The sequence below is a fragment of the Nonomuraea sp. NPDC050643 genome, assembly GCF_040654715.1.
GTDB lineage: Bacteria > Actinomycetota > Actinomycetes > Streptosporangiales > Streptosporangiaceae > Nonomuraea.
The window spans coordinates 1-24,446 of record NZ_JBFAIM010000023.1 but is presented as its reverse complement, the minus strand read 5'-3'; the positions used below and the strand labels follow the sequence as shown (position 1 = coordinate 24,446).

Sequence of the window (24,446 nt, the reverse complement as noted above, 5' to 3'; positions counted from 1 at the left end):
ATCAGGGCAGGGCGGCGTCGGCGCGGCGCAGGGCGGCGGCCAGCGTACGGATCGTGGCGGGCTCGTCCATGACCCCGCCGTCGGCCGGGCGCCGCTCCTCCCAGGCCCGCACCCGCTCCCGGTAGGCGTCGTAACGGGCCAGGTGGAAGGCGTAGACGGTGGCGAACCGGCTCACCAGGTGCGACGGGTGCATGTCCCATCCCTGGTAGAAGCCGTGCCGCAGCGAATGCCGCACCAGCTCCGCGTGCCGCCGCCACAACCCGTGGACGTCGCGCGCCAGATCCGAGGCCGGCGACGCCGCCAGCGACCCGTCCGACAGCTCCACCCCCGTCCCCGCGAACGCCGTCTGCATGACGTGCCGGGCGTGGTCGCAGGCCGGATGGTCGAGCCGCTGCTCGTGGGGCGGCAGCCCGATCGCGGCCGTGTAGTCGAACACCCCGAAGTGTGCCGCCGCCAGCCGCCCGCCCAGCGACTCGTTCAGGTCGCCGCGCAGGAACGCCAGCGTCTGCGGCGCCTCCACCTGCATCTCGAACCGCAGCCGCGCCCCGAGCCCCGCCTCCAGCCGCTCCAGCACCTCCGCGAACTGCCCCAGGTACGGCTCCATCAGCACCTTGGGAAAGGTCACCGTGAACCCGCCGGGCAACTCCCCGGCCGCCGCGACCACCCCGGTGACGAACCGTTCGAGCGTGCGCACGGACCGGTCCGGGTCGCCGTCGGCGAACGACTTCACCCGCGGCCCCCACCGCCGCGGCAGCGTCCCCGCCGCGCGCATCGCGGCGATCGCCGCCACGGCCCGATCGACGTGCTCGTCCTCGACGGGGCCGGGGCGCACGCCGTAGCCGTCCTCGAAGTCGACGCGCAGGTCGTCGACGGGCTCGGCGGAGAGCTTGCGCAGCAGCCGCTCGTGCACGGCCGCGGCCAGGCCGTCGGGCACGCCGAAGACCTCGGCCAGCGAGCCGGGGTCGGCCAGATGGGCCTTGACCAGGGACAGCGCCTGGTCACCCCACTCGGCGACCGTGCGGGCGGAGAACCGGTCGGCGGGGACGTAGACGGTGTGGACGGGCTGCCAGGCGGGTTCGGCGGCGGGGTAGCGGGCCTGCTGCGCCCGGTAGGCCCGCGCGAAGCCCTCAGGGACGGCAGGCACGGAGCATGGCCTCCAGGCCCACGAGCTTGACGCGCTCTCCCCGGCTCAGCGACTTGGCCAGCTCGCCCTCGGCCGCCTCGATGGCCTGCCACTCCTCGTACGTCACCGGCCGCACGCTCCGAGAGGCCAGCAGCGCGTCGATGGCGCCGTGGCCGGTCCCCGCCCCCGGCGCCTTGCCCTCGAGGTCGGACAGGAGCGTACGGACCGTCTCTGCCGCGTCGGACTTGTTCGTGCCGATGACCCCGGTGGGCCCGCGTTTGAGCCACCCCGCCACGTATTCGCGCTCGCGTACGCGCCCGGCCTCGTTCGGCACCGTCATGGTCCGCTCCGAGAACGGCACCCCGGGCAGCGGCACGCTCTGGTAGCCGACCGAGCGCAGCACCATGCCCACCGGCAGCGTCTCGAACTCGCCCGTGCCGACCACGCGCCCCTCCTCCGACAGCCGGGTGCGCTCGAGCTTGAGCCCCTCCACCCGCTCGGTGCCGAGGATCTCCACCGGCCGCAGCCAGAAGCGCACGTCGAGGCGGCGCGGCCGGCCGACCGCCCCGCGGCCGGCCCACGACTGCAGGATGGTGATGTTGCCCTGGATCTGGCGCGGGAAGTCGCCGCCGAGGACGACGGCCTCCTCGGGGCGCACGCAGACGTCGGCGTTGGCCAGCTCGCCGAGCTCGCGCAGCTCCTTGAGGGTGAACTTGGCGTGCTCGGGGCCGCGGCGGCCGATCATGTGGATGGCCTTGACCTGGCTCGCCTCCAGGCGTTCGAGCACCTCGTGCGGCACGTCGGTGGCACGCAGCTCGTCGGCGGTCTTGGCCAGCACGCGGACGACGTCGACGGCCACGTTGCCGACGCCGATCACCGCGACCTCGGAGGTGTCGAGCGTGAACCGGGCCGGGTCGACGTCGGGGTGCCCGCAGTACCAGTTCACGAAGTCGGTCGCCGCCACGCTGCCGGGCAGGTCTTCGCCCGGGATGCCGAGCCTCCTGTCGACCATCGCGCCCGTGCAGTAGACCACCGCGTCGTAGGCGCCGAGCAGGTCGTCGACGGACAGGTCGGAGCCGAGCGTGACGCCGCCGAGGAAGCGGACCTGGGGCAGCTCCAGCACCCTGCGCAGGTAGTTCGCGATCGACTTGATCGACGTGTGGTCGGGCGCCACACCGTATCTGACCAGCCCGTAGGGGGTCGGCAGGCGCTCGATCACGTCCACTTCGACCGGTTCGGCAGACTGCTTGACGAGTGCCTCGGCCGTGTAGATCCCGGCCGGGCCCGACCCGATGACCGCCACGTGCAACGCCACGCTGCCTCCTAAGACTCGGCTGCCCGAGACATGCGTCCCACCAGATGCAACCGGCCAGTGTGATCGATGTATCCCCGGTCGCCGGTGCGGATGAACCCGTCCTTGGCGAATACCGAGCGATCGGGGCTCCTGCCAACGTAGCCGCTCATCACCGCTTCCGAGCGGAGAAGCACCTCACCTTGATCCTCGCACGGGAGAACGCGGCCCTCCGCGTCCCGGATCGACACGGCGACGCCGCCCCGCGGGCGGCCCACACACACCTCGGCGTCCTCCGGGGGATCGTCGGGGCGCGTGCCGAGGCCCAGCCCGGCCTCCGTGCAGACGTACCGGTTGCACACGGGCACGCCGTACCTGTCGCGCAGCGCCCCGATCAGCTCGGGTGTGGCGGGCGCGCCGCTGGACAGGATGAGCGTCAGTTCCGGCAGGTCCTCGCCGCGCTCCAGCACCCGCTCCAACTGGTACGGGCTGCCCTGCAGCACCCCGATCCCGTGCTCGCGCAACTCCCGCAGCGCGGCCTCGGGGCTCCACTCGGGCAGCACGTGGCAGGTCCGCCCGGTCTGCAGGAACACCGGCAGCCGCGTGGCGAACCCGATCCGCCCGAGCCCGTACGGCACCAGCCGCGCGTCCCCGGTGCCCCAGCGCGCCCCGGCTCCGTGGGCCCGGATCGCCTCGAGCTGGCGGTTGCCGAACACGACGCCCTTCGGCGGCCCCGTCCGGCCCGACGTGAACGTGATCACCACGGGCCGCCCCGGATCGGGCGGGAACGGCGGCGGCGGGGCCTCGTCCCTGCGCAGCCCGCCGAGCACGGCCGGGTCGAACGGACGCGGTCCCCGGCGCAGGGGCAGCGTGACCACGTCGAGCCCCGCCATGGCGGGAAGCACCCTCGGGGCGGTGATGACGAGCGTCGGGTCCAGCTCGGCCGGCAGCCCGGCGCGTCCGGCGCCGACGCCCGCCGTGACCGCGCCGATCTTGGCCGCCGCCACGTAGCAGATCACGAACTCGGGACCGTCGGGCAGCGCGAGCACCACGACGTCGCCGATACGGATCCCCCGGTGGGCCAATCCGGCGGCCACCTGGTCGGAGAGCCGGTCGAGGTCGGCGAAGGACAGGACGGAAGAGCCGGTGACCATGGCCGCGCGCCCCCCGAACCTACGTGCGGCCTCTCCGGCCAGCAGGCGCAACATGGCAGCTCCTGGGGCAAAAGGCGCACTACTACGCTACTCGCCCGAAGCCTCGCGGCGGCGCAGGGCCGGCTTGTCGATCTTGCCGTTCGCGTTGGTGGGCAGGGAGCCGACCACGACGATCCGCTTGGGGATCTTGTAGTTGGACATGTTGGCCTTCGCCCAGGCGAGCAGGGCGGCGGGGTCGGGCGTCCGGCCGGGCCTCGGGACGACGTACGCCAGGCCCGCCTCGCCCGAGGCCGGGTCGGGGACGCCGATGACCGCCGCCTGCGCCAGCGAGCCCTCCCGGAGCAGGAGCGACTCGACCTCGGCGGGGGAGACGTTGAACCCGTTGACGATGAACAGCTCCTTCTTGCGGTCCACGATGGCGAGGTTGCCCGCCGCGTCCAGCACGCCGACGTCGCCGGTGTGCAGCCAGCCGCCGGCGTCGACGACCTCGGCCGTTCTGCCGGGTTCGTCCCAGTAGCCGCGCATCACGCCGTAGCCCCGCTGCAGGACCTCGCCGCGCTCGCCGGTCGCGACCTCCTTGCCGTCGTCGTCGACGACCTTGACCTCGATGCCCGGCACGGGCCTGCCGGTGGTGTTCGCGATCACGTCGATGGGGTCGCCGGCCCTGGTCATGGAGACGACCGTGCCCTCCATCAGCCCGTACGCGTTGATCATGCGTTCCAGCCCGACCCGCTCGACCAGCCGGGTGATCAGGCCGGCCGGCACGGCGGCGGCCCCGCAGATGGCCACCCGCAGCGACGACACGTCCCAGGATTCGCGGTCCAGCTCGTCCAGCAGCCGATGGAACAGCGTGGGCGGCCCGGCCAGGATCGTGATCCGCTCGGCGGAGATCAGCGACATCAGCGCGTCCGGCGTGAAGATCGGGATCGGCAGCATCGTGGCCCGGCGCAGCACGCACGCGATCAGCCCGGCGTTCAGCCCGAAGCCGTGGCTGAACGGCGCGATCACCGGGTAGCGGTCGTGCTCGTCCAGGGTGACGATCTCCGACCAGTCCCAGTAGCCGCGCAGGACCTGGGCGTGGTCGAGCATGACGCCCTTGGGCGCCCCGGTGGTGCCCGAGGTGGACATGATCTCGCACAGGTCGTCCGGCCGGACGGCCAGCGCGCGCTCCTCGGCCTCCCGCCCGGACGCCTTCGCCTCCGCCGCGAGGTCGGTGGCCTGGATCAGCCCGGGAACGGGCGGCAGGAGCCCGGCGAGCGGGGTCTGCGCGGGGCTCGCGCCGGTGATGAGCACTTTCGCGCCGGTCTTCTCGACGAGCTGGGCGGCCTCGATCCCCTTGAAACGGGACGAGAGCGGCACGATGACCGCCCCGGCGTCCCAGATCCCGAACGCGTGGCGTACCCAGTGGGCGGAGTTCAGCCCCCACAGCGCGACCCGGTCGCCGGGCCCGACGCCGAGCGCGATGAGGCCGCGGGCGACCTCGGCGGCCTGCGCTCTCAGCTCCGCCATCGTCACGCGCGCGCCGCCGTCGGCGAGCACGGTCGCTCCGGGATGGCGCTCCGCCTGGTCGCGCAGCATGCGGGGGAGCGTGCCCCAGTCCTCCGGTGCCATCGAAGACCCCCTAGGAGAGCAGGGCGCGGTCCCGTCCCAGGTGGTGGCCGCGCAGGTCGTTCACCGTGCCGGGCACGGGGGTCTCGGAGACGTCCTGGGCGATCTCGACGGTGATCGAGATGGGGGTCAGCGCGCGTACGGACTGCTCGATCCGCGCCTTCCACATGGGGTTGCGGACCAGGCTCTCCCGGCCGAACCGCACCGTGAGCGCCGCCGCGTCCAGCGTCCCCTGCCGGCTGACCGCCAGCTCCCAGCCCGTCACGCCGTCGATCTTCGCCAGCGCCTTCTCGATCCGGGGCAGCGCCAGCCACACGCCCCTGACCAGCACGTGATCGCCCACCGTGTGCGCGGGCACGCCCTGACCGCCCGCCTTGGCCACCAGGCCGGTCCTGAGCACGACGTCGCCGAGCGCCGAGTGGGCGCGGGGGGTGACGATCAGCTCGGCGAGCGGGGCGGCGGAGTCGGCGGTGTCGTCCTTGGTCAGCGCGGCCAGGCCCACCAGGTCGTCGGCGAGTGGGGTGAGCGGGTCGTCCTCCGACGCCCGCCAGGCCAGCGCGTCCCCGCCGAACGGGCTGGCCAGGACCTCCGTGACCGTGGCCCCGAACTCGCCCGCCAGATGCCCCATCGTGCGCCTGGAGGCGATCTCGCCGGTCAGGACGATGTTCCTGAGCCCGAGGTCCAGCGGGTCCAGCAGGAACTCCAGGTGCAGGCGGGACAGAAAGTCCATCGCGCCCGTCGGCGTGATGACCAGCGTGGTGGCCCTCAACGCGGTCAGCGCGTGGTGCAGGCGCATCCGTCCGCGCGGGCCCACGCCGGCGGCGGCCCCGGCCACGTCGGCCGCCGCGGCGGCCCAGATGGCGCCGGCGGGCTCGGCGAGGGCCACGACCACGCGGTCGCGCGGGCCGGTCCCGGCCTGAAGCAGTGCCTTCCCCGTCCGCGCCACGGCGTCCGCGCGGTCCGCGGGGCCCAGCGGGAAGACGCTCGAGACGTCGGGGGAGACGAGCAGCAGCCCGGTGGCGGTGTGCGCGGCGCCGCCGAGATCGTCCCGGGTGAGCCAGCGGGTCATCAGCGCACCACCTCGGTCATGAACAGCGTCATCGAGTCGCACACCCGGTCGTGCGCCAGCCCGCCGACCTGCGCCTGGATGATCAGGTCGGTCGCGCCCGCCTCGGCGATCCTGGCCAGGGCCTTGCGCGAGCCCTCCACATCGTCCACCACGACCATCAGGTGCTCGCGCAGCGTGGCCATGGACTCGTCCGGCGGCAGCCCGGCGGCGAGCTGGCCCAGCACGCGGTGGGTGGCGTGGCGGGCGTCGTAGTAGTCGGGCGGGGTGACGAGGTTGACCTGGCGCCGGATGTACCACAGGACGGGGTCGGCGGCCGTGGCGTTGGCCTCGTCACGCGTGGGGGCGACGAACCAGGGGATCATCAGGGCCACGCGGCGGCTGGCCGGGTCGAAGCCGTGCTCCGCCAGGCATTCACGATATTTCGCGATGTCGGCGGCGACGTCGTCGATGCCCTTGAGCATTGTCATGCCGAGCAGGTTGTACCCGTGCCGGGCGGCCGCCAGATAGCCCTCCAGCGAGGTGGAGGCCACCCACACCGGGGGATGGGGCTCCTGGGCCGGGCGGGGGTAGACGGCCACGTCGGGGATCTCGAAGAACTCGTTCGACCGGCTGATCGGCTCGCCGTCGGCGCGCCAGATGGCCAGCGTGGCCTCCAGCGAGTCCTCCCAGATCTGCCGCGACTTCTCGAACGGCCGCTGGAACGCCTGATACTCCAGGGGTGAGGCGCCCCTTCCCGTGCCGAACTCGACCCGGCCGCCGCTCAGCACGTCCAGTGTGGCGACGCGCTCGGCGGTGCGGATCGGCGACTGGAACGGCAGCAGCACGACCCCGAGCCCCAGGTGGATGCGCTCGGTGCGCTGGGAGATGGCGGCCAGGACCAGATCGGGGGCGGAGGAGTGGGAGAAGCCCCTGGTGAAGTGGTGCTCCACGAACCATGCCGTGTCAAAGCCCAGCCGGTCGCCCAGCACCACCTGGTCGATCACGTTCTGGAACGCCTGCTGCTCGACTGCGCGGGTGCGACCGCGGACCTCCAGTTCATACCCCAGGCTGATCCGTAGGGACGTCATCGCGCCTCCGGCGTAATAGGAAACCAAGCGCTCGCTTGGTAGAGCGTATCAGCGGCAAAGACTTGCGGGAAGGGCGCGGCGGCGATCAGAGTGGATGCTCGTGAAGCGAAAGCACGCGCTGCGGCGGCCGAAGGATGGCTTGTTCCCCGACCACGGCGACGACCTCTCGCTCACCAGCGCCCGCGGCTACGAAGCGTTCGGCCGCGTGATGGCCGCGCTCGCCACCGAGGCCGACTTCATCGAGTCCTGCCGCGACCTCACGTGGTGGCGCGGCGCCGACCACAGCTGGCACGTCGAGTGGCGCGACGGACCCTACGCCTCGGAGGTGGCCTGCCTGCTCGCCGAACAGGTGTGCGACCCCGACTTCGAGGGCTCACCGGTCACCGAGGCGGGCCCGGGCAGTGACGGCTCGGCCGTGCTCGACGTGATGGGCGTGCGGTTCGAGCTGCGCGCGATCGACCCGATGGGCCGGGCCTCCGTACGCGCCCGCTCCGGCCTCTGGCGCCTGGCCGAGGCCCTCGACACCACCCGCCGCACCAACGCCCGCCACCCCTGGGAGGAACTGCTCGGCGGCTGAAATACGCCGGAGGGCGTACACCGGTTCCCGCTCGGGGGCGGACGCCGGCGGAGCCGCGCGAGCGGAGACTGATGGTCCGGACAACGCCGACCGGACAAGGGGTCACGCACATGCGGGCAAGAGACGAGCCGGAGTTGGCGGAACTACTGCGGCGGTGGCGGGCACGCGCGCTGCTGACGCAGGACCAACTGGCCGAGCGTGCCGGGTTGAGCACCCGTACCGTTCGCCGCCTGGAGGGGGGCGCGCTGCGCCGCCCGCGCAGCGAGTCGCTGCGGCTCCTGGGTGAGGCGCTGGAGCTGGACGACGAGGAGTACGCCAGGCTCACCGCCCTCGCCCGCGGGGGCGCGCCGGCCGCGGGGGCGCTGGGGACGGTGCCGGTGGGGACGGTGCTGGTGGGGACGGTGCTGGTGGGGGTGGTGCCGCGCGAGCTGCCCGCCGACGCGGCGCCGTTCATCGGCCGGGTGAGCGAGCTGGCCGAGCTGGCCAAGGACGGCGACCACGAGTGCGCCTCGCCGACCGTGCACGCGATCGACGGGATGGCGGGCGTCGGGAAGACGGCGCTGGCCGTACGCGCGGCGCACCGGCTGGCCTGCCGGTTCCCCGACGGGCAGCTCTTCCTCGACCTGCACGGCCACACCCAGGGGCGGACGCCGGTCGAGCCGGAGCACGCGCTCGGCCGCATGCTGCGCTCCCTGGGCGTGCCCGGCGACCTGCTCCCGCCGGCGCCCGAGGACCGCGCCGCGCTGTGCCGCACGCTGCTGGCCGACCGGAAGGTCCTGATCGTGCTGGACAACGCGGCCGGCGAGAGCCAGGTGCGGCCGCTGCTGCCCGGCGGCCGGCAGTGCCGCGTGCTGATCACCAGCCGGCGCCGCCTGACCGGCCTCGACGGCGCCCTCACCATGTCGCTCGACGTCCTGCCCCTGGAGAACGCCGTCGCGCTGCTGACCATGACCGCGTCGGCCGACCAGGTGGCGGGCGCGCTGGCCGGCACGCTGACCGACACCGTACGGCGCTGCGGCCTGCTTCCCCTGGCCATCCGCATCGCCGCCGCCCGGCTGCGCTCCCATCCCGCGTGGACGGTGGAGCACCTGCTCGAACGGCTGGGCGGGCACGATCGGCGGCTGGCGGAGCTGGAGGCCGGGCAGCGCAGCGTCACGGCGGCCCTCGACCTGTCCTACCGCGAGCTGCCCGGCGCGTCGAAGCGGGCGTACCGGCTGCTCGGCCTGCACGTCGAGCCGGAGTTCGCCGCCGACACGGCGGCCGCCCTGCTGGACACCACCGAGTCGCAGGCGGGGCGGGTGCTCGAACGGCTGCTGGACGCGCACCTGCTGCGGGAGGCCACGCCGGGCCGCTACCACTTCCACGACCTGGTCCGCGAGCACGCCCTCGGCGCCGACGCGGCCTGACCCGTACGCGCGGCCGTCGGTTTCGTGCGGGCCTTCGCTGGGGTGACGCGGTCAGTCGTCCTCGCCGAAGACGTGCGCGGCCAGGCGGGCGCGGTGGGCCTGGGGCGGGCAGAAGAGCTGGGCGTCGGAGGTGGCCCGTTTGAGGTAGCGGTGGGCGGGATGCTCCCAGGTGATCCCGATCCCGCCGTGCACCTGGATGTTCTCGCCCGCCGCCGTCAGGTACGCCTCCGTGCAGTACGACCCGGCGATCGCCGCGAAGATCCCGTCCCCGGCCGCCGCCTCCGCCGCCGACCTGGCCGACTCCACGAGCAGGAGCAGGTCGGCCAGCTTGTGCTTGATCGCCTGGAACGAGCCGATCGGCCGCCCGAACTGGTGGCGCCGCTTGGCGTGCTCGACCGCCATCTCCAGGCACCGCCGGGCCCCGCCCGCCTGCTCGGCGGCCAGCGCGGCGATCCCGAGGTCGCGTATGCGGGCCCACGACGTGCCGTCGCCGAGCCGCCGTACTGGGGCGTCCTGGAAGGAGAGCTCCTGCAGCGGCCGGCTCTCGTCCACCGTCCGGTACGCCGTCCGCCGCGTCGGCACCGCCTCCACCAGCAGCCCACCGGCGTAGACGAGCACCACCTCGCCCGTCAGCGCGTACGGCACCACCCCGGTGAGCAGGTCGCCCTCCAGCCGCAGCGCACCGTCCCCCGGCAGCACCACGGTCGCCGTCACCACCCCTTCGGCCAGCGCGGCCAGCAGCCCGGCGTCCCCGGCCTCCCGGGCCGCCCCGACGGCCATGACCGCCGACTGCAGGAACGGATGCGGCGACAGCGCCCGCCCCAGCTCCTCCGCCACGGCGGCCATCTCGGCCGGGCCGCAGCCCGCGCCGCCGTGCTCCTCGGGGACGAGCAGCCCGGCGATCCCGACGTCCCGCGCGAATGCCTGCCACGGCGCGCCGGGACGGTCGGCGAGGTAGGCGCGGACGACGGCGCGGAGTTCATCGGGAAGTGCCACGCCAGCATCGTAACCAAGCGATTGCTTGTTTTGGCATGCGGATGACCGAAATTTGCCTTTTTTGTAGGGTCACATAATCTGCAAGTGGTCATCCCTGCATTTATCCGGGGATGGGTTGACCAGGGGATGGAGATGAACAACACCACCGTCGACTATGCCGACTTCGCCGAATACGACCGGCGGCAGCGTGCCATCGAACGCCATTTGCTCGGGGCGTTCCTGGGAGGACTCGTCGTCGGCCTGCTCGGCATTGCCACCTCCGGCAACGGCCCCGACTGGCTCGGCCAGGTCTACGACCCGTACGCCTATCTCGCCCTGGCCCTGGCCGTGGGCGCCAGCGCGTCGGGGTTCGGGTGGGCGCTGCTGACCACGTTCCTGGCGGCGGTGTCCACCATGGTCTCGGCCCTGGGCGCGAGCGCCCTGCGCGGCCAGGACGCCTTCGCGATCATCGGCGGCAGCCCCGCCGGCCTCAACTGGACGCTCGCCCTGCTCGTGGGGCTGGGCCTGCTGGCCTACACCACACGCAGGGACGACGCCTGGGGCGACGTGGCGGCGGGCGCGGTCGGCGCGGCCCTGATCGCCGACGTCGTGGGCCGATCCACCCCCGGCTTCATCGACAGCGAGCGGTCCTTCTGGCCCGGACCCGCCCTCGCGATCGGGCTGCTGTCCGTCGCGCTGGTCTTCGCGCTGCGCAGGAACCCGCGCGGCCGGGTGCGCGCGCTGGCCGTGTCGGCGCTGTTCGCCGGCCTCTTCACGGTGACCCTGGCGGCCTTCGTCGCGGGCTGGATCCCGCTGGAGGTCTGATAAGCCCGAGCGCTCGGCTCCTCCGAGTCGATAGCCTGTAGTCCTTCACATCCAGGTTCGAGCAAGGAGTAGCCGTGTTGCTGCGCATGTCGTCGTTGTTTCTTCGCACCCTGCGGGACGACCCGGCAGACGCGGAAGTGCCGAGCCACAAGCTCCTGGTCCGCGCCGGCTACGTCCGCCGCGTCGCGCCCGGCATCTACTCCTGGCTCCCCCTCGGCAAGATGGTCCTGGAGAACGTCGCCAGGGTCGTCCGCGAGGAGATGAACAGGATGGGCGGCCAGGAGGTGCTCTTCCCCGCACTGCTGCCCCGCGAATACTACGAGGCGACCGGCCGCTGGACCGAATACGGCGACACGCTGTTCCGGCTCCAGGACCGCAAGGGCGCCGACTACCTCCTCGGCCCCACGCACGAGGAGCTCTTCACCGACATGGTCAAGGGCGAATACTCCTCCTACAAGGACTATCCGGTCACCCTTTACCAGATCCAGACCAAATACCGGGACGAGGCGCGGCCCAGGGCCGGCATCCTGCGCGGCCGCGAGTTCCTGATGAAGGACTCCTACTCCTTCGACCTCGACGACGACGGGCTCAAGCACTCCTACGAGCAGCACCGCGAGACCTACATCCGGACGTTCGACCGCCTCGGCATCCGCTACAAGATCGTGTTCGCCCAGTCGGGCGCGATGGGCGGCTCGGCGTCGGAGGAGTTCCTCGCGCCCACGCCCACCGGCGAGGACACGTTCGTGGCCTGCCACTCGTGCGGCTACGCCGCCAACGCCGAGGCCGTCACGACCACCGCCCCGGCCGCCCGCTCCGTCGACGACGCGGCGCCGCAGCGGGTGCTCGACACCCCCGACACCCCGACCATCGACACGCTGGTGTCCTACGTCAACGAGCACCACGGCCTGTCCGTCACCGCCGCCGAGACGCTCAAGAACGTCGTCGTCAAGGTCACGACGCCCGGCTCCGACAAGGTCGAGACGCTGGTCATCGGCGTGCCCGGCGACCGCGAGGTCGACTTCAAGCGCCTGGAGGCGGCGCTGTCGCCCGGCGAGCCCGCCATCTTCGAGGCCGCCGACTTCGCCAAGCACCCCGGCCTCGTACGCGGCTACATCGGGCCGCAGATCCTGCGCGAGCTCGGCATCCGCTACCTCGTCGACCCCCGGGTCGTCACCGGCACCTCCTGGGTGACCGGCGCCAACGAGCCCGGCAGGCACGCCGCCGACGTGGTCGCGGGCCGCGACTTCATCCCCGACGGCACGATCGAGGCCGCCGAGGTCCGCGCCGGCGACCCCTGCCCCCGCTGCGGCTCCGAGCTGTCCATCGACCGGGGCATCGAGATCGGCCACATCTTCCAGCTCGGCCGCAAATACGCCGACGCCGCCGGCCTCGACGCGCTCGGCCCCGACGGCAAGCCGATCCGCGTCACCATGGGCTCCTACGGCATCGGCGTGTCCCGCGCGGTGGCGGTCATCGCCGAGCAGGCCTACGACCAGCTCGGCCTGGTGTGGCCGCGCGAGGTCGCGCCCGCCGACGTGCACATCGTCGGCACCGGCAAGGAGAACCAGGTGGAGGCCGCCCTCGAGCTGGGCGCCGAGCTGGAGTCGCGCGGCCTGCGGGTCCTGGTCGACGACCGGCCCCAGGTCTCGCCCGGCGTGAAGTTCAAGGACGCCGAGCTGCTGGGGCTGCCCACGATCGTGGTGGTCGGGCGCGGCCTGTCGCAGGGCGTCGTGGAGCTGCGCGACCGCGTCTCCGGCGAGAAGTCCGAGATCCCCCTCGCCGAGGCAGCCGACCGCATCCAGGCCGCCGCCGGCGCCTGACGTCCATGCGCCCTGACATATGGGCACTGATGCCTACACGCTGACGCCAACCCGCTGACGCCGGCGCCCTGATCGGCCGGCGTCAGCGGGTGATGTCCGTGAGCGTCGTGGATTCGTCCACGGCGCTCCGCTTCGTGCGCCGCCGTACGATCACCGGCCCCACCAGGCAGGCCACCGCGATGAGCAGGATGACGAGCGACACCGGCCGCGTCACGAACACCGAGGGATCCCCCTCGCTGAACGCCAGCGCCCGCCTGAACTGCACCTCCATCAACGGCCCCAGCACCGCACCCAGGATCAGCGGCGCAACCGGATACCGGGCCCGGTGCAGCACCCACCCCAGCAACCCGAACCCGTAGGCCACCAGCACCTCGAACACGCTCTGCGAGATCGAGTAGACCCCCAGCGTCGCGAAGGTCAGGATGGCGGCCGTCAGCAGCGCCGCCGGCACCCGCAGCAGCTTCACCCACAGCCGGATCAGCGGCAGGTTCAGCACCAGCAGCATCACGTTGCCGATGTAGAGGCTCGCGATCAGCGTCCACACCAGCACCGGCTGCTGGTCGAAAAGCTGCGGCCCGGGCTGCACGTTGTAGATCTGGAACGCGATCAGCAGCATGCTCGCCGTCGCCGACGTCGGGATGCCCAGCGTCAGCAGCGGCACCAGCACCCCGGAGAACGCCGCGTTGTTGGCCGCCTCCGGCCCCGCCACGCCCTCGATCGCGCCCTGCCCGAACTCCTCCTTGTGCTTGGACAGCCGCTTCTCGACGTTGTAGCTCAGGAACGTCGGCAGCTCGGCCCCGCCCGCGGGCAGCGACCCGATCGGCAGCCCGAACAGCGTCCCGCGCAGCCACGGCTTCCAGGACCTGCGCCAGTCCTCCCGCGTCATGCCGATCTTCCCGTCCAGGGTGATGGGCGGCGGCTGGGGCTGGTGCCGGGCGGCGGCCGTGGAGACCGCCTCCGCCACCGCGAACAGGCCGACCGCGACCGCGACCACCGACAGCCCCTCGTACAGCTCCGGCACGCCGAACGCGAACCGCGGCTGCCCGGTCATCTGGTCGATCCCGACCATCCCGATCGTCAGTCCGAGGAACAGGCTCGACAGCCCGCGCACGATCGAGTCGCCCATCAGCGAGGTGACCGTCACGAACGCGAGCACCATGATCGAGAAGTATTCGGCGGGCTGGATGAGCTTGGCGATGTTCGACATGCCGGGGGCCAGGAACGTGATGACGACCGTGGAGATCGTCCCCGCCACGAACGACCCGATGGCCGCCGTCGCCAGCGCCGCCCCCGCCCTGCCCCGCCGGGCCATGGGATAGCCCTCGAGCGTGGTGGGGATGGAGGCGGTCTCGCCGGGGATGTTGAGCAGGATCGCGGTGGTGGAGCCGCCGTACATGCCGCCGTAGTAGATCCCGGCGAACATCACGAACGCCCCCACCGGATCGAACACGAACGTCAGCGGCAGCAGCAGCGCGATCGTCGTGGCGGGCCCGAGCCCCGGCAGCACGCCCACGAGCGTGCCGACGGTGACGCCGAGGACGGCCAGGAGCAGGTTCTGCAGGCTCAGCGCGTGGCCGAAGCCGTCGAGCAGATTGCCGAGCACGTCCATCTCAGATCGCCAATCTGATCAGGCCCGGCGGCAGCGTGATGCCGAGGAGCCGGTCGAACAGGAAGTACGTGGCCAGCGCCAGCACCAGCCCCGCCACCACGTCGCGCACCAGCCTCCTGCTGCCCAGCACCCTGGCCACGGCCACGAAGAACACGGTCGTGGCCTGCCAGTAGCCCACGGGCACGAGGATCAGCGCGTACGCCGCCAGCGCGCCCACCAGCAGCAGCACGGACGGCCAGTGCGTCTCCTCCGGCGCGGCGGCGCCCGCCTTGAACGCCTGGACGACCCCGAACACCGACACCACCGCCAGCCCGGCCCCCACCAGCAGCGGGAACGCCCGGGGCCCCACGGCCTGGTAGCCGCTGCCCTGCGGGATCGCCAGCGCCTGGGCCAGCACGACCACGGCCGCCGCCAGGAAGCCGAGCGAGACGATGCGCTGCGTCACTTGCCGAGCCCCAGCTCACCGAGGAGGGCGGTGACCTGCGTACGCTGCTCGGTCAGCACCTTGCCGAACTCCTCGCCCGGCTTCCAGTCCTCGGTCCAGTTGTTGCGCTCGAGCACCTTCTTCCAGCACGTCGTCTGGCGCACCTTGTCGAGCAGGCCGACGACGTCCTGCTGCTGCTCCTTCGACAGCCCCGCCGGCGCCAGCACGCCGGCCAGCGTGGAGATCGCCTCCTCGCCCAGGCCGAGCTCCTTCATCGTCGGCGCGTCGATGCCGTCGACCCGCTCCGCGGAGTCCACGGCCAGCACCCGGAGCTCGCCCGCCTCGATCTGCGGCCGCAGCTCGGCGACGGTGTCCACGCCGATCGTGGCGGCACCGCTGAGCAGCAGGTTCAGGGACTCGCCACCACCCGCCGTGGGCACGAAGTTGATGTCCTTGGCCGCCAGGCCCTTACTCTTGGCCATCGCCGCCACCGTCATGTGGCCGGGCGCGCCGAGCGAGCCGCCCGTCCACTTGATGCTCTGGGGCTTGTCCTTCATCGCGTCGAGCAGGGCCGTCAGCTCCTGGTACGGCGACTTCTTCGGCACCACGAACGCGCTCGGCCCCCGGCTCAGCCCGGCGACGGGGGTCAGCGTGGACAGGTCCACCGGCGACTTGTTGTTCACGATGCCGCCCAGCATGGTCACGCTGTCCATGACCATGAGCTGGTAGGGGTCACCCTGCCGCTTGGCGAACTGCGCCAGCCCGATCGTGCCGCCCGCGCCCGGCACGTTGGTCACCGTGGCGTCCACGTCGGCCACCTTGCACTCGCTGAGCGAGCTGGCGATGCCCCGCGCCCGCGTGTCCCACCCGCCGCCGGGGCTGCCCGGCGCCATGATCGACAGGGCCTTGCTCGGATATTCGCCGCCCGCGTCGGCGCTCTCGCCCACGGCACAGCCGGTGAGAGAAACGGCCACCGCGAGGGCGGCCGCCAATGTGATCTTCATGATGACTCCTGGGGGGTGAGGATCGATGTGAAGAAGTCCTTGACCGGCTCGAGCACCTGCATCGGGTCGTGGCCCACGCCCGGCACGACGTCGAACCGCACGCCGATGCCATGGGCCGCGAAGTTGTCGCGCAGCGCCTTCAGCCGCTCGATACGCGTGACGCCGTGGGCGTCGGCGCCGTCCATCCAGTTGGAGTCGCCCGCGTTGTTGATCTCCCAGGTCTCCACGTCGAGAGCGCCCACGACCATCTGCACCGGCACGTCGCGCAGTTCCTCCGCCCTGGGAGCGCAGCCGAACTCCTCCTCGAACCCCTTCAGCCCGATCCACCACGGGTTGTTCGGGTCGATGTACGTTATCCGCCCTGGTGCACCAATCGACAATCCGGCGAGCCGGTCGGGGTGCAGGTAGGCGAACCGGTGCACGAACTGGCCACCGCCGGAGAAGCCGTGCAGCAGGAACCGCTCGGTCCGTACGTTGAAGCGCTCGCCGACCTCGTCGACGATGGCCAGCAGGGCGTGGTCGAAGCGGATGTCGCCGTACCGGAGGAATTTGAAGCCGTGCAGATCGTGCGGGTCGTCGCCGATGCCGGCGGGGAAGAGCGGGGCCAGCACCACGCAGCCGCGCTCCTCGGCCCACTCGGCGAAGTTGTCACGGTACTGCGGGCCGCGCCGGCCGGTCCCGTGCTGCAGGACGGCCAGCGGCAGGGCCGCCCCGTCCGGGTCGTGAGCGGACGGGACGTACAAGCAATAGGAGAATCTCTGGTCGTATCTCGACGCGAAGACGGTCGTCGCACCCGCCGAATAGAAGCCGGTCGGATGCTTGACCACGTGCAGTACCTCAGCCATGACGCCACAGCCTGCGCAAACACGAGTAACCCCACAAGGAGATTGCCGCGAACGCGGTAATCTGCAGGGTGGCCGTCACGCTCCTCCTCGACTCACCCGGCACCGGATCCGTCGCCGTGCAGCAGTCACCCCTGGCCGAGCTGTGCGCCTGCCTGCACGTCTTCGACGAGCCCGGCCACCATCCGGCCAGCGCGGGCTGGGTGGCCAGGGCGCACGCCGAGCTCGACACCGCCCTGCTGGCCACCGCCGCCGTGTGGGCGCCGCTCTGGGGCGCCTTCCGGGCCCGCTACCTGCTGCCGCTGTCCGCCGGCTCCCGGCGCACGCTGGACGACGAACTGCGCGAAGTGGCCGGGCTGCCCATCGGCGACTTCGTCGCGATGACCGCGCAGGCGCTGATCGGCAAGAACGACACCGAGCTCGGGCCGCGGCTCGGCGACGACGTGCTGCACCGGCTGCGGCTGATCTCCTCCAGCCGCATGGAGATCGGCGCCCGGCTGCGCGCCGACCCCGAGGGCGTACGCGGAGAGCTGCTCGACTTCCTGGCCGCCTTCGCCGCCGCGGCCTTCGACGCCGAATGGCCGGCGCTGCGCCGCGAGCTCGAACGCGACGGCGCGCTACGCGAACGCGAACTGCGCAGGAAGGGCGCCATGGTGCTGGCCGACTTCCCGACCGCGTCAGTAGCCGGGTCCGCCACTGGGTCCGCCACTGGGTCCGCCACTGGGGCCTCCCCGGGGCGGCTGCGCCTGGTGTTCGACAAGCTCTACAACGCCACCGCCCGCGTCGACGACCACCGGCCCTGCCTGCTCGTCCCGACCGTCCACGGCCGGCCGCACTTCGTGATCAAGCACTATCCCGGCTACCCGGTCGTCATCCAGTACAGCGCCGACGGCACCACCACACCGACCCTGGAGACGGCCCGCCGCCGGCTCGCCGCCCTCCAGGACCCCACAAGGCTGCGGCTCTGCTACGCCATCCTGCGCAACCCGGTCGCCACCGCCGAGCTGGCCACCCAGCTCGGCATGACCGCCCCCCAGGTCTCCCGGCACCTGCGCAGGCTCAGGGAGGCCCAGCTCGTCCACACACACCGGCGCGGCTCGGTCGTCTACTACCAGCTCGACGCCGACGCCATCGAACGCCTCGGCCCCGACCTACTCTCCGTCCTGTACCGCTGAGGGCGCGTTGCTCCCGATGGGCGAGGCGGGCGGCGCGGCCTGGGCGGGCATGCCGGGGAAGGCCGCCGGCTGGGCCGGCTGGAAGGTGTAGGACCGGGTCACCGCCTCCTGCATGGCCAGCGCGGCGTACCGGCGCAGCGCCGCGTCCTGCGCGGCCACCAGCTCCAGGTACGCGGCGCTCACCCCGCTCTCCAGGTGCACCGCCAGCTTGACGGCCAGCGCGGCGCTGGAGGGGAAGAACGGCAGCGCGTAGGAGGCGTCGGGCTCGACCGGTTTGCCGCCCCGGCTCGTGATGTAGCCGCGGAGCTGGTCGCGCCGGGCCCGGTGGGCGTCGAAGGCGGCGACGATCCTGGCCCGCAACGACCCCGACGTGCGCCCGCCGAGCAGCCCGTACGCGAACAACGCCGCATGCTCGGCCGCCAGCGCCTTGCGCAGCTTCTCGACGTCCTCAGCGCCCTCTCCCGCAGCGCCCTCTCCCGCAGCTTTCACAACGACCTCGGCAGGGCGGCGACGTGGGCGGCCTCGCAGGCGCCGATGCTGGCGATGAGCTGGGCCAGCCCCGGCGAGACGGCGGCGAGCTGGCGCGGACGCCGGGCAGCCGCCTTGCGCTCGACGTCGCGCAGCCGCGACAGCGACGGCTTCGGAGACGCCTTCGCGCTCGCGCTCGCGGACGGCGACGCCGGCGAGGACGCCGCGGGGGAGGCCTTCACGTGCTTGCGCAACTCGTTCACATGGGCCTGGTGGCGCTCACGGAACGGGACGAGCTTCTTCCCGCCCCTGTCGATCAGGGATGAATAGAGCGCGATCGTGCGTTCCTTCTCCGCGATGAGGTCCTTCAGCAGCAGGGTCTCGGGAGAGTCGGTGGCCTGAGCCGACGGCTCCGGAGGGCCGGACGCGCTGCAGGCGGTCAGAGCCGCCGCTCCGCCCGCCAGCAAGGTTCGCCGGGAGAGGTGACGCGGGCGCACGGGCTTGGACCTCCAGTGACGGTGGAGCAGACCGACGAGGAACCCGCCCATCAGAGCGCCGACGCCCGGCCATGCCTGATCGACGCCGCAGCGGCGGTGCGCCCGGCGGCTTTCTCATCGCTAGCATCGTACGGGTTGACGCCCGGGATCGCTCTCAGGCGACGCTCCGCCATTCGACCGTGACGAGTGGCGCTCTTTCCGTGCCCTCATACGGATAGGGTGTCAACTGTCGTCGCTGGCTGAGCGGCCAGACGGCGGAGAGCCTGAGGCGAGGTCCGCCCGGCTGAGACATGACAATAGGGGAGGTCGATATGGGCAGCGCATCACCCCGCGACCACCTGATGAAGCTCCTGGAGCCCGTGGTCAGCGCGGAGGGCCTCGACCTGGAGGACATCACGGTCACCCAGGCCGGCAAGAGACGGCTGTTGCGGGTGATCGTCGACCGCGACGGCGGCGTGAGTCTCGACGACGTGGCCGACGTCAGCCAGGCCGTCTCCACGGCCCTCGACGACGACGATTCGATGGGCCAGACGGCCTACACACTTGAGGTCTCCTCCCCGGGCGTCGATCGCCCGCTCACCGAGCCCCGCCACTGGCGCCGTGCGGCCAAGCGGCTGGTGAAGGCGGAACTGACGAACGGCACCGTGGTGGAGGGCCGCATCATGGCCGCTGACGAGAGCGGCGTCGACCTCGACGTCGAGGGCGCGGCGCACAGGCTTGGTTACGAAGACCTGACCCGGGGACGGGTACAGGTGGAGTTCCGCCGCATCGACGACGTCGACGGCGACGAAGGCTAAGGGGGAGCCGTCGTGGACATCGACATGAGCGTCCTGCGCAGCCTCGAACGAGAAAAGGACATCTCCTTCGATCTGGTCGTCAAGGCGATCGAGGACGCGCTGCTGATCGCGTATTTCCGCACCGAGGGTACGGGCGCCAAGGCGCGGGCCGAGCTTGACCGCGGCAGCGGTCACGTCACGATCTGGGCCGCCGAGCTCGACGAGGAGGGCGAGGTCGTCAGGGAGTTCGACGACACGCCCAACAATTTCAGCCGGATCGCCGCGACCACCGCCAAGCAGGTCATCCTGCAGCAGCTCCGCGACGCCGAAGACGAGATCAACTTCGGTGAGTTCGCCAGCCGCGAGGGCGAGCTGGTCTCCGGCGTGATCCAGCAGGGCAAGGATCCGCGCGTGGTGCTGGTCGACCTCGGCAAGATCGAGGCCGTGCTCCCGCACGCCGAGCAGGTCCCGGGCGAGGAATACGTGCACGGCGAGCGCATCCGCGCCTACGTCGTGCAGGTGAAGAAGGGCCACAAGGGCCCCTCCGTCACCCTGTCGCGCACGCACCCCGGGCTGGTGAAGAAGCTGTTCGCGCTCGAGGTGCCGGAGATCGCCGACGGCACGGTGGAGATCGCGGCCGTGGCGCGCGAGGCCGGCCACCGTACGAAGATCGCCGTCAGGTCGCGCAAGCCCGGCGTCAACGCCAAGGGCGCGTGCATCGGGCCGATGGGCTCGCGCGTGCGCAACGTGATGACCGAGCTGCACGGCGAGAAGATCGACATCATCGACTGGTCCGAGGACCCGGGCGAGTTCGTGGGGAATGCGCTGTCTCCGGCACGCGTTTCCCACGTTGAGGTTCTCGACCTCGAAGGGCGGGTGGCGCGGGTCACCGTCCCCGACTACCAGCTCTCGCTGGCCATCGGGAAAGAGGGCCAGAACGCGCGGCTGGCCGCTCGACTCACCGGATGGCGAATCGACATCCGGCCCGATACACAAGCCGAGGACGCCGCCGGTTCCGTAGATGCGTCAACACGGTAAGCTGGAATATGGTGGCCAAGCGGTCCCACAGCGCACCTGTGTGGGCTGCAGGGCTCGCACGGCTAAGTCCGAGCTGCTCCGCCTGGTGCGGGTCGAGGATCATGTGGTCCCTGACCTGCGCGGACGGCTTCCAGGCCGCGGTGCATCGCTGCATCCGGCCGTGAGCTGTCTGGAGCTTGCCGAGCGTCGCCGAGCGTTTCCGCGCGCGTTCCGCGTGCCGGGGCCGCTTGACGTGTCGCCCGTGCGGGCGCACCTGGAGGGAGAACCACGAAATGTCATGTAGGACGCCGAGTTGATGGGCGGAGTCAGATTGCTATGAGCGCCTGATGAGCACGCGGCGATGAAGACGTCAAGGTAGCGACGGTCCGGACGGCACAGCCAGCCTCCCGGGCCGAGTAAGGGAGTGCAGTGGCGAAGGTCCGGGTATACGAGCTCGCTAAGGAGTTCGGCGTAGAGAGCAAGGTCGTCATGGCCAAGCTCCAAGAGATGGGAGAGTTCGTCCGTTCGGCGTCCTCGACCATCGAAGCGCCGGTGGTCCGCAGGCTCACCGAAGCTCTGGGCGCATCCAAGGGTGGGCCCTCCAGGGGCGGCGGACAGCCGTCCAACAGACCGCAGCCGCCCAAGGCTGCGCCCCGGCCGGCGGACAGCCAGGCCGGTAACGGCGCCGGGCAGGCGTCGACCCCAGTTTCACCGCGTCCGGGCCCGAGGCCCGGCCCGCGCCCCGGCCCCGGGGCTCCCGGGGGTTCCGGTGGTCCCGCAGGTTCCGGCGGCCCCAGTGGTCCCGCCGCCCCCGCGGGCGGCGCTCAGCAGCGTCCGCCGGTGCCGATGCCGCACCAGCAGCCCCAGCAGCCTGAGGCCGCTCGTGGCGAGGCTTCCTCGGCTCCGCAGGCGCGTTTCGAGAGTGGCGCGCCCACGCGTCCGACGCCGGGCCCGCGGCCCGGTCCTGCCGCCCGCCCGGGTCCCAAGCCCGGCCCGGCGCCCCGTCCGGGGCCCTCGGGTGGCGGCGGCGGTGGCGGTGGTTCCGCTCAGGCGCCGCGTCCCGGCGCCTCTTCCGGCGGTGGCCCGCGTCCCGGCCCCAAGCCTGGTCCGCGCGGTCCGCGTCCCGGTAACAACCCGTTCTCGTCCAACGCCAGCGGCATGGGCCAGTCCCGTCCGCCGCGGCCGGGCGGCAACCGCGAAGGCGGCGGCGGTCCCGGTCAGCGTGAGCGTCGTGACGGCCCGCCGCGCGACGGCGCGATGCCGCGTCCGCCGCAGGGTCGTGGCGGTGGCGAGGGCAGGCCCGGTGCGGGTGGCCCGCGTCCCGGCCCGCCCGCCGGTGGCCCGCGTCCGGGTCCCGGTGCCGGTGGCCCGCGTCCTGGCGGTCCGCGTCCCAACCCGATGATGATGCCGCAGGGTCGTCCTGCCGGTCCCGGTGGCGGCGGCGGTGGCGGCGGAGGCCGTCCCGGCGGCGGTGGCGGTGGCGGTCGTCCCGGCGGTGGCGGCGGAGGCCGTCCCGGTGGTGGCGGCGGTGGCGGTCGTCCCGGTGGTGGCGGCGGTTTCGCCGGTCGCCCGGGTGGCGGCGGCACCGGTCAGCGCACCGGCACCGGTGGTCCCGGTGGCGGCGGCGGTTTCGCCGGTCGTCCCGGTGGCGGTGGCCGTGGCCGTGGCGGCGGCACCGCGGGAGCCTTCGGGCGTCCCGGCGGCCGTCCCGCGCGTGGCCGTAAGTCGAAGCGTCAGAGGCGCCAGGAGTTCGACAACATGTCGGCGCCGGCGATCGGCGGTGTGCAGGTCGCTCGCGGCAACGGCGCGACGATCCGCCTTCCGCGCGGTGCGTCGCTGTCCGACTTCGCCGACCGCATCGGCGCGAACCCCGCCTCGCTCGTGCAGATCATGCTGCACCTGGGCGAGATGGTGACCGCCACGCAGTCGGTCAACGAGGAGACGCTGCAGCTTCTCGGCGCAGAGCTCGACTACAACATCCAGGTCGTCAGCCCGGAGGAGGAGGACCGCGAGCTTCTCGAGGCCTTCGACATCGAGTTCGGCGAGGACGAGGGCGACGAGGCCGACCTGGCCGCGCGTCCGCCGGTCGTGACCGTCATGGGTCACGTCGACCACGGTAAGACCAAGCTGCTCGACGCCATCCGCAAGACCAACGTGGTGGCGCGCGAGGCGGGTGGCATCACCCAGCACATCGGTGCCTACCAGGTCTCGGCCACGCACGAGGGCGAAGAGCGGAAGATCACCTTCATCGACACCCCGGGTCACGAGGCGTTCACCGCCATGCGTGCCCGAGGCGCGAAGTCGACCGACATCGCGGTGCTGGTGGTCGCGGCCGACGACGGTGTGAAGCCGCAGACGATCGAGGCTCTCAACCACGCCCAGGCGGCCGACGTGCCGATCGTGGTCGCGGTCAACAAGGTCGACAAGGAGGGCGCCGACCCGAACAAGGTGCGGGCCCAGCTCACCGAATACGGCCTGGTCGCGGAGGAATACGGCGGCTCGACGCTCTTCGTCGACATCTCGGCGAAGAACGCCACCGGCATCGACGAGCTCCTCGAGGCGATCGTGCTGACCGCCGACGCCGAGCTCGACCTGCGCGCCAACCCGTCGATGGGCGCCCAGGGCATCGCGATCGAGGCTCACCTCGACAAGGGCCGCGGCCCTGTCGCGACCGTCCTGGTCCAGCGCGGCACGCTGCGCGTCGGCGACTCGATCGTGTGTGGCGAGGCCTACGGCCGCGTCCGCGCGATGCTCGACGACAACGGCGACGCGGTCGAAGAGGCCACGCCGTCCCGTCCGGTCCGGGTGATGGGTCTGACGGCCGTGCCGGGTGCCGGTGACAACTTCATCGTCGTCACCGACGACCGGATGGCCAGGCAGATCGCCGAGCAGCGCGCGGCGCGCAAGCGCAGCGCCGACATGGCGAAGTCGAGCCGTCGCCTCACCCTCGAGGAGCTGTTCAGCAACCTCGAGAAGGGTCGCGTCGACGAGCTCAAGCTCATCATCAAGGGTGACGTGTCCGGTTCGGTGGAAGCCCTGGAAGACGCCCTGCTCAAGATCGACGTCGGCGACGAGGTCAGGCTTCGTGTCCTGCACCGCGCGGTCGGCGCCATCACCGAGTACGACGTCAACCTGGCCGTCGCCGACGACAACGCGGTCATCATCGGCTTCAACGTCCGGCCTGAGCCCCGGGCGCGCGACCTCGCCGAGCGCGAGGGCGTCGACATCCGCTACTACTCGGTCATCTACCAGGCGATCGAGGAGATCGAAGCGGCACTCAAGGGCATGCTCAAGCCCGAGTTCGAAGAGGTCCAGATGGGCACCGCCGAAGTCCGCGAGGTCTTCAAGGTGCCGAAGATCGGCAACGTCGCCGGTTCGCTGGTCCGCTCCGGCGTGATCGTCCGCAACAGCAAGGCCAGGATCATCCGCGACGGCGTCGTCATCGCGGACAACCTGTCCGTCTCGTCCCTGCGTCGCTTCAAGGATGACGCGACCGAGGTCCGCGAGGGCTTCGAGTGCGGTATCGGTGTCGGCTACAACGACATCCGGATCGACGACGTGATCGAGACGTTCGAGATGCGGGAGAAGCCGCGCGCGTGACGCGCGGCCGGGGCGCCCGGCGGGCGGGGCCGTCCTCGACGGAGATCCTGGCGATGTCCTCGTAGTATTGGCGGCAGCTCGAGTAGCCCGCGAACGCCGAGTTGGCGAACACGGCCGCC

At 72.0% G+C, this 24,446-nt stretch carries 22 protein-coding genes; 9 read left to right on the top strand and 13 right to left on the bottom strand.

The window, feature by feature from the left end:
- Window position 1 precedes the first annotated feature (1 nt).
- The 6 genes from AB0I15_RS29400 to AB0I15_RS29375 are packed head-to-tail and all read right to left on the bottom strand — an operon-like array spanning window position 2 to window position 7,312.
- On the bottom strand, window positions 2-1,144 hold the full coding sequence (locus AB0I15_RS29400) for an aldolase (RefSeq protein WP_358102173.1): 1,143 nt from the start codon (window positions 1,142-1,144) through the stop codon (window positions 2-4).
- Complete coding sequence (locus tag AB0I15_RS29395; protein ID WP_358102171.1) at window positions 1,128-2,438, bottom strand: FAD-dependent oxidoreductase; 1,311 nt, start codon at window positions 2,436-2,438, stop codon at window positions 1,128-1,130. Before AB0I15_RS29395 ends, AB0I15_RS29400 begins: the two co-directional genes overlap by 17 nt.
- A gap of 8 nt (window positions 2,439-2,446) precedes the next feature.
- Complete coding sequence (locus tag AB0I15_RS29390) at window positions 2,447-3,622, bottom strand: AMP-binding protein (RefSeq protein ID WP_358102169.1); 1,176 nt, start codon at window positions 3,620-3,622, stop codon at window positions 2,447-2,449.
- Window positions 3,623-3,655: 33 nt separating this feature from the next.
- Window positions 3,656-5,179 (bottom strand): AMP-binding protein, encoded by a 1,524-nt coding sequence (locus tag AB0I15_RS29385; protein ID WP_358102167.1) that lies wholly within the window; start codon window positions 5,177-5,179, stop codon window positions 3,656-3,658.
- Window positions 5,180-5,189: 10 nt separating this feature from the next.
- The gene (locus AB0I15_RS29380; protein ID WP_358102165.1) at window positions 5,190-6,245 is read right to left on the bottom strand and encodes a hypothetical protein; all 1,056 of its coding nucleotides are present in this window, start codon (window positions 6,243-6,245) and stop codon (window positions 5,190-5,192) included.
- A complete protein-coding gene (locus tag AB0I15_RS29375) occupies window positions 6,245-7,312 on the bottom strand; it encodes an LLM class flavin-dependent oxidoreductase (protein ID WP_358102163.1) in 1,068 nt (355 codons plus the stop codon). The genes AB0I15_RS29380 and AB0I15_RS29375 overlap by 1 nt, the downstream gene beginning before the upstream one ends.
- Before the next feature lie 94 nt (window positions 7,313-7,406).
- Between AB0I15_RS29375 and AB0I15_RS29370 the strand changes: the two genes are divergently transcribed.
- Both AB0I15_RS29370 and AB0I15_RS29365 read left to right on the top strand, forming a co-directional pair.
- Window positions 7,407-7,889 carry a hypothetical protein gene (locus AB0I15_RS29370; RefSeq protein ID WP_358102161.1) on the top strand — a complete coding sequence of 161 codons (483 nt, stop codon included), beginning with the start codon at window positions 7,407-7,409 and terminating at the stop codon, window positions 7,887-7,889.
- Window positions 7,890-7,999: 110 nt separating this feature from the next.
- On the top strand, window positions 8,000-9,295 hold the full coding sequence (locus AB0I15_RS29365; protein WP_358102159.1) for an NB-ARC domain-containing protein: 1,296 nt from the start codon (window positions 8,000-8,002) through the stop codon (window positions 9,293-9,295).
- A 51-nt stretch (window positions 9,296-9,346) separates the two neighbouring features.
- On the opposite strand, the gene AB0I15_RS29360 is transcribed toward AB0I15_RS29365, so the two are convergent.
- Entirely contained in the window at window positions 9,347-10,291 is a 945-nt protein-coding gene (locus tag AB0I15_RS29360) for an acyl-CoA dehydrogenase family protein (RefSeq protein WP_358102157.1), read from the bottom strand.
- Between the two features lie 132 nt (window positions 10,292-10,423).
- Between AB0I15_RS29360 and AB0I15_RS29355 the strand changes: the two genes are divergently transcribed.
- The gene (locus AB0I15_RS29355) at window positions 10,424-11,095 is read left to right on the top strand and encodes a hypothetical protein (RefSeq protein WP_358102155.1); all 672 of its coding nucleotides are present in this window, start codon (window positions 10,424-10,426) and stop codon (window positions 11,093-11,095) included.
- A 74-nt stretch (window positions 11,096-11,169) separates the two neighbouring features.
- Window positions 11,170-12,915 carry a proline--tRNA ligase gene (locus AB0I15_RS29350; protein ID WP_358102153.1) on the top strand — a complete coding sequence of 582 codons (1,746 nt, stop codon included), beginning with the start codon at window positions 11,170-11,172 and terminating at the stop codon, window positions 12,913-12,915.
- Window positions 12,916-12,997: 82 nt separating this feature from the next.
- Here AB0I15_RS29350 and AB0I15_RS29345 read toward each other — a convergent pair whose 3' ends face one another.
- From AB0I15_RS29345 to AB0I15_RS29330, 4 genes are read right to left on the bottom strand one after another with little or no spacing between them, the layout of a single operon-like run.
- A complete protein-coding gene (locus AB0I15_RS29345) occupies window positions 12,998-14,524 on the bottom strand; it encodes a tripartite tricarboxylate transporter permease (protein ID WP_358102151.1) in 1,527 nt (508 codons plus the stop codon).
- Window position 14,525: 1 nt separating this feature from the next.
- On the bottom strand, window positions 14,526-14,969 hold the full coding sequence (locus AB0I15_RS29340) for a tripartite tricarboxylate transporter TctB family protein (RefSeq protein WP_358102149.1): 444 nt from the start codon (window positions 14,967-14,969) through the stop codon (window positions 14,526-14,528).
- The gene (locus AB0I15_RS29335) at window positions 14,966-15,952 is read right to left on the bottom strand and encodes a tripartite tricarboxylate transporter substrate binding protein (protein WP_358102148.1); all 987 of its coding nucleotides are present in this window, start codon (window positions 15,950-15,952) and stop codon (window positions 14,966-14,968) included. Before AB0I15_RS29335 ends, AB0I15_RS29340 begins: the two co-directional genes overlap by 4 nt.
- Window positions 15,949-16,797 (bottom strand): hypothetical protein, encoded by an 849-nt coding sequence (locus AB0I15_RS29330; protein WP_358102146.1) that lies wholly within the window; start codon window positions 16,795-16,797, stop codon window positions 15,949-15,951. The genes AB0I15_RS29335 and AB0I15_RS29330 overlap by 4 nt, the downstream gene beginning before the upstream one ends.
- A 68-nt stretch (window positions 16,798-16,865) precedes the next feature.
- On the opposite strand from AB0I15_RS29330, the gene AB0I15_RS29325 reads away from it, so the two are divergent.
- The gene (locus AB0I15_RS29325; protein ID WP_358102144.1) at window positions 16,866-17,969 is read left to right on the top strand and encodes a DUF5937 family protein; all 1,104 of its coding nucleotides are present in this window, start codon (window positions 16,866-16,868) and stop codon (window positions 17,967-17,969) included.
- On the opposite strand, the gene AB0I15_RS29320 is transcribed toward AB0I15_RS29325, so the two are convergent.
- The gene (locus AB0I15_RS29320; RefSeq protein ID WP_358102142.1) at window positions 17,946-18,458 is read right to left on the bottom strand and encodes a ferritin-like domain-containing protein; all 513 of its coding nucleotides are present in this window, start codon (window positions 18,456-18,458) and stop codon (window positions 17,946-17,948) included. The genes AB0I15_RS29325 and AB0I15_RS29320 overlap by 24 nt on opposite strands.
- Window positions 18,455-18,934, bottom strand: coding sequence for a hypothetical protein (locus AB0I15_RS29315; RefSeq protein ID WP_358102141.1), 480 nt, complete (start codon window positions 18,932-18,934; stop codon window positions 18,455-18,457). Before AB0I15_RS29315 ends, AB0I15_RS29320 begins: the two co-directional genes overlap by 4 nt.
- Before the next feature lie 311 nt (window positions 18,935-19,245).
- Here AB0I15_RS29315 and rimP point away from each other — a divergent pair, with 311 nt between their 5' ends.
- From rimP to infB, 4 genes are all read left to right on the top strand, one after another.
- Window positions 19,246-19,731: a ribosome maturation factor RimP gene (rimP, locus tag AB0I15_RS29310; protein ID WP_358102139.1), complete on the top strand. Its 486-nt coding sequence runs from the start codon at window positions 19,246-19,248 to the stop codon at window positions 19,729-19,731.
- Between the two features lie 12 nt (window positions 19,732-19,743).
- Window positions 19,744-20,748, top strand: coding sequence for a transcription termination factor NusA (nusA, locus tag AB0I15_RS29305; RefSeq protein WP_358102137.1), 1,005 nt, complete (start codon window positions 19,744-19,746; stop codon window positions 20,746-20,748).
- Entirely contained in the window at window positions 20,732-21,031 is a 300-nt protein-coding gene (locus AB0I15_RS29300) for a YlxR family protein (RefSeq protein ID WP_358102135.1), read from the top strand. The genes nusA and AB0I15_RS29300 overlap by 17 nt, the downstream gene beginning before the upstream one ends.
- Window positions 21,032-21,156: 125 nt before the next feature.
- A complete protein-coding gene (infB, locus tag AB0I15_RS29295; protein ID WP_358102133.1) occupies window positions 21,157-24,327 on the top strand; it encodes a translation initiation factor IF-2 in 3,171 nt (1,056 codons plus the stop codon).
- Window positions 24,328-24,446 lie beyond the last annotated feature (119 nt).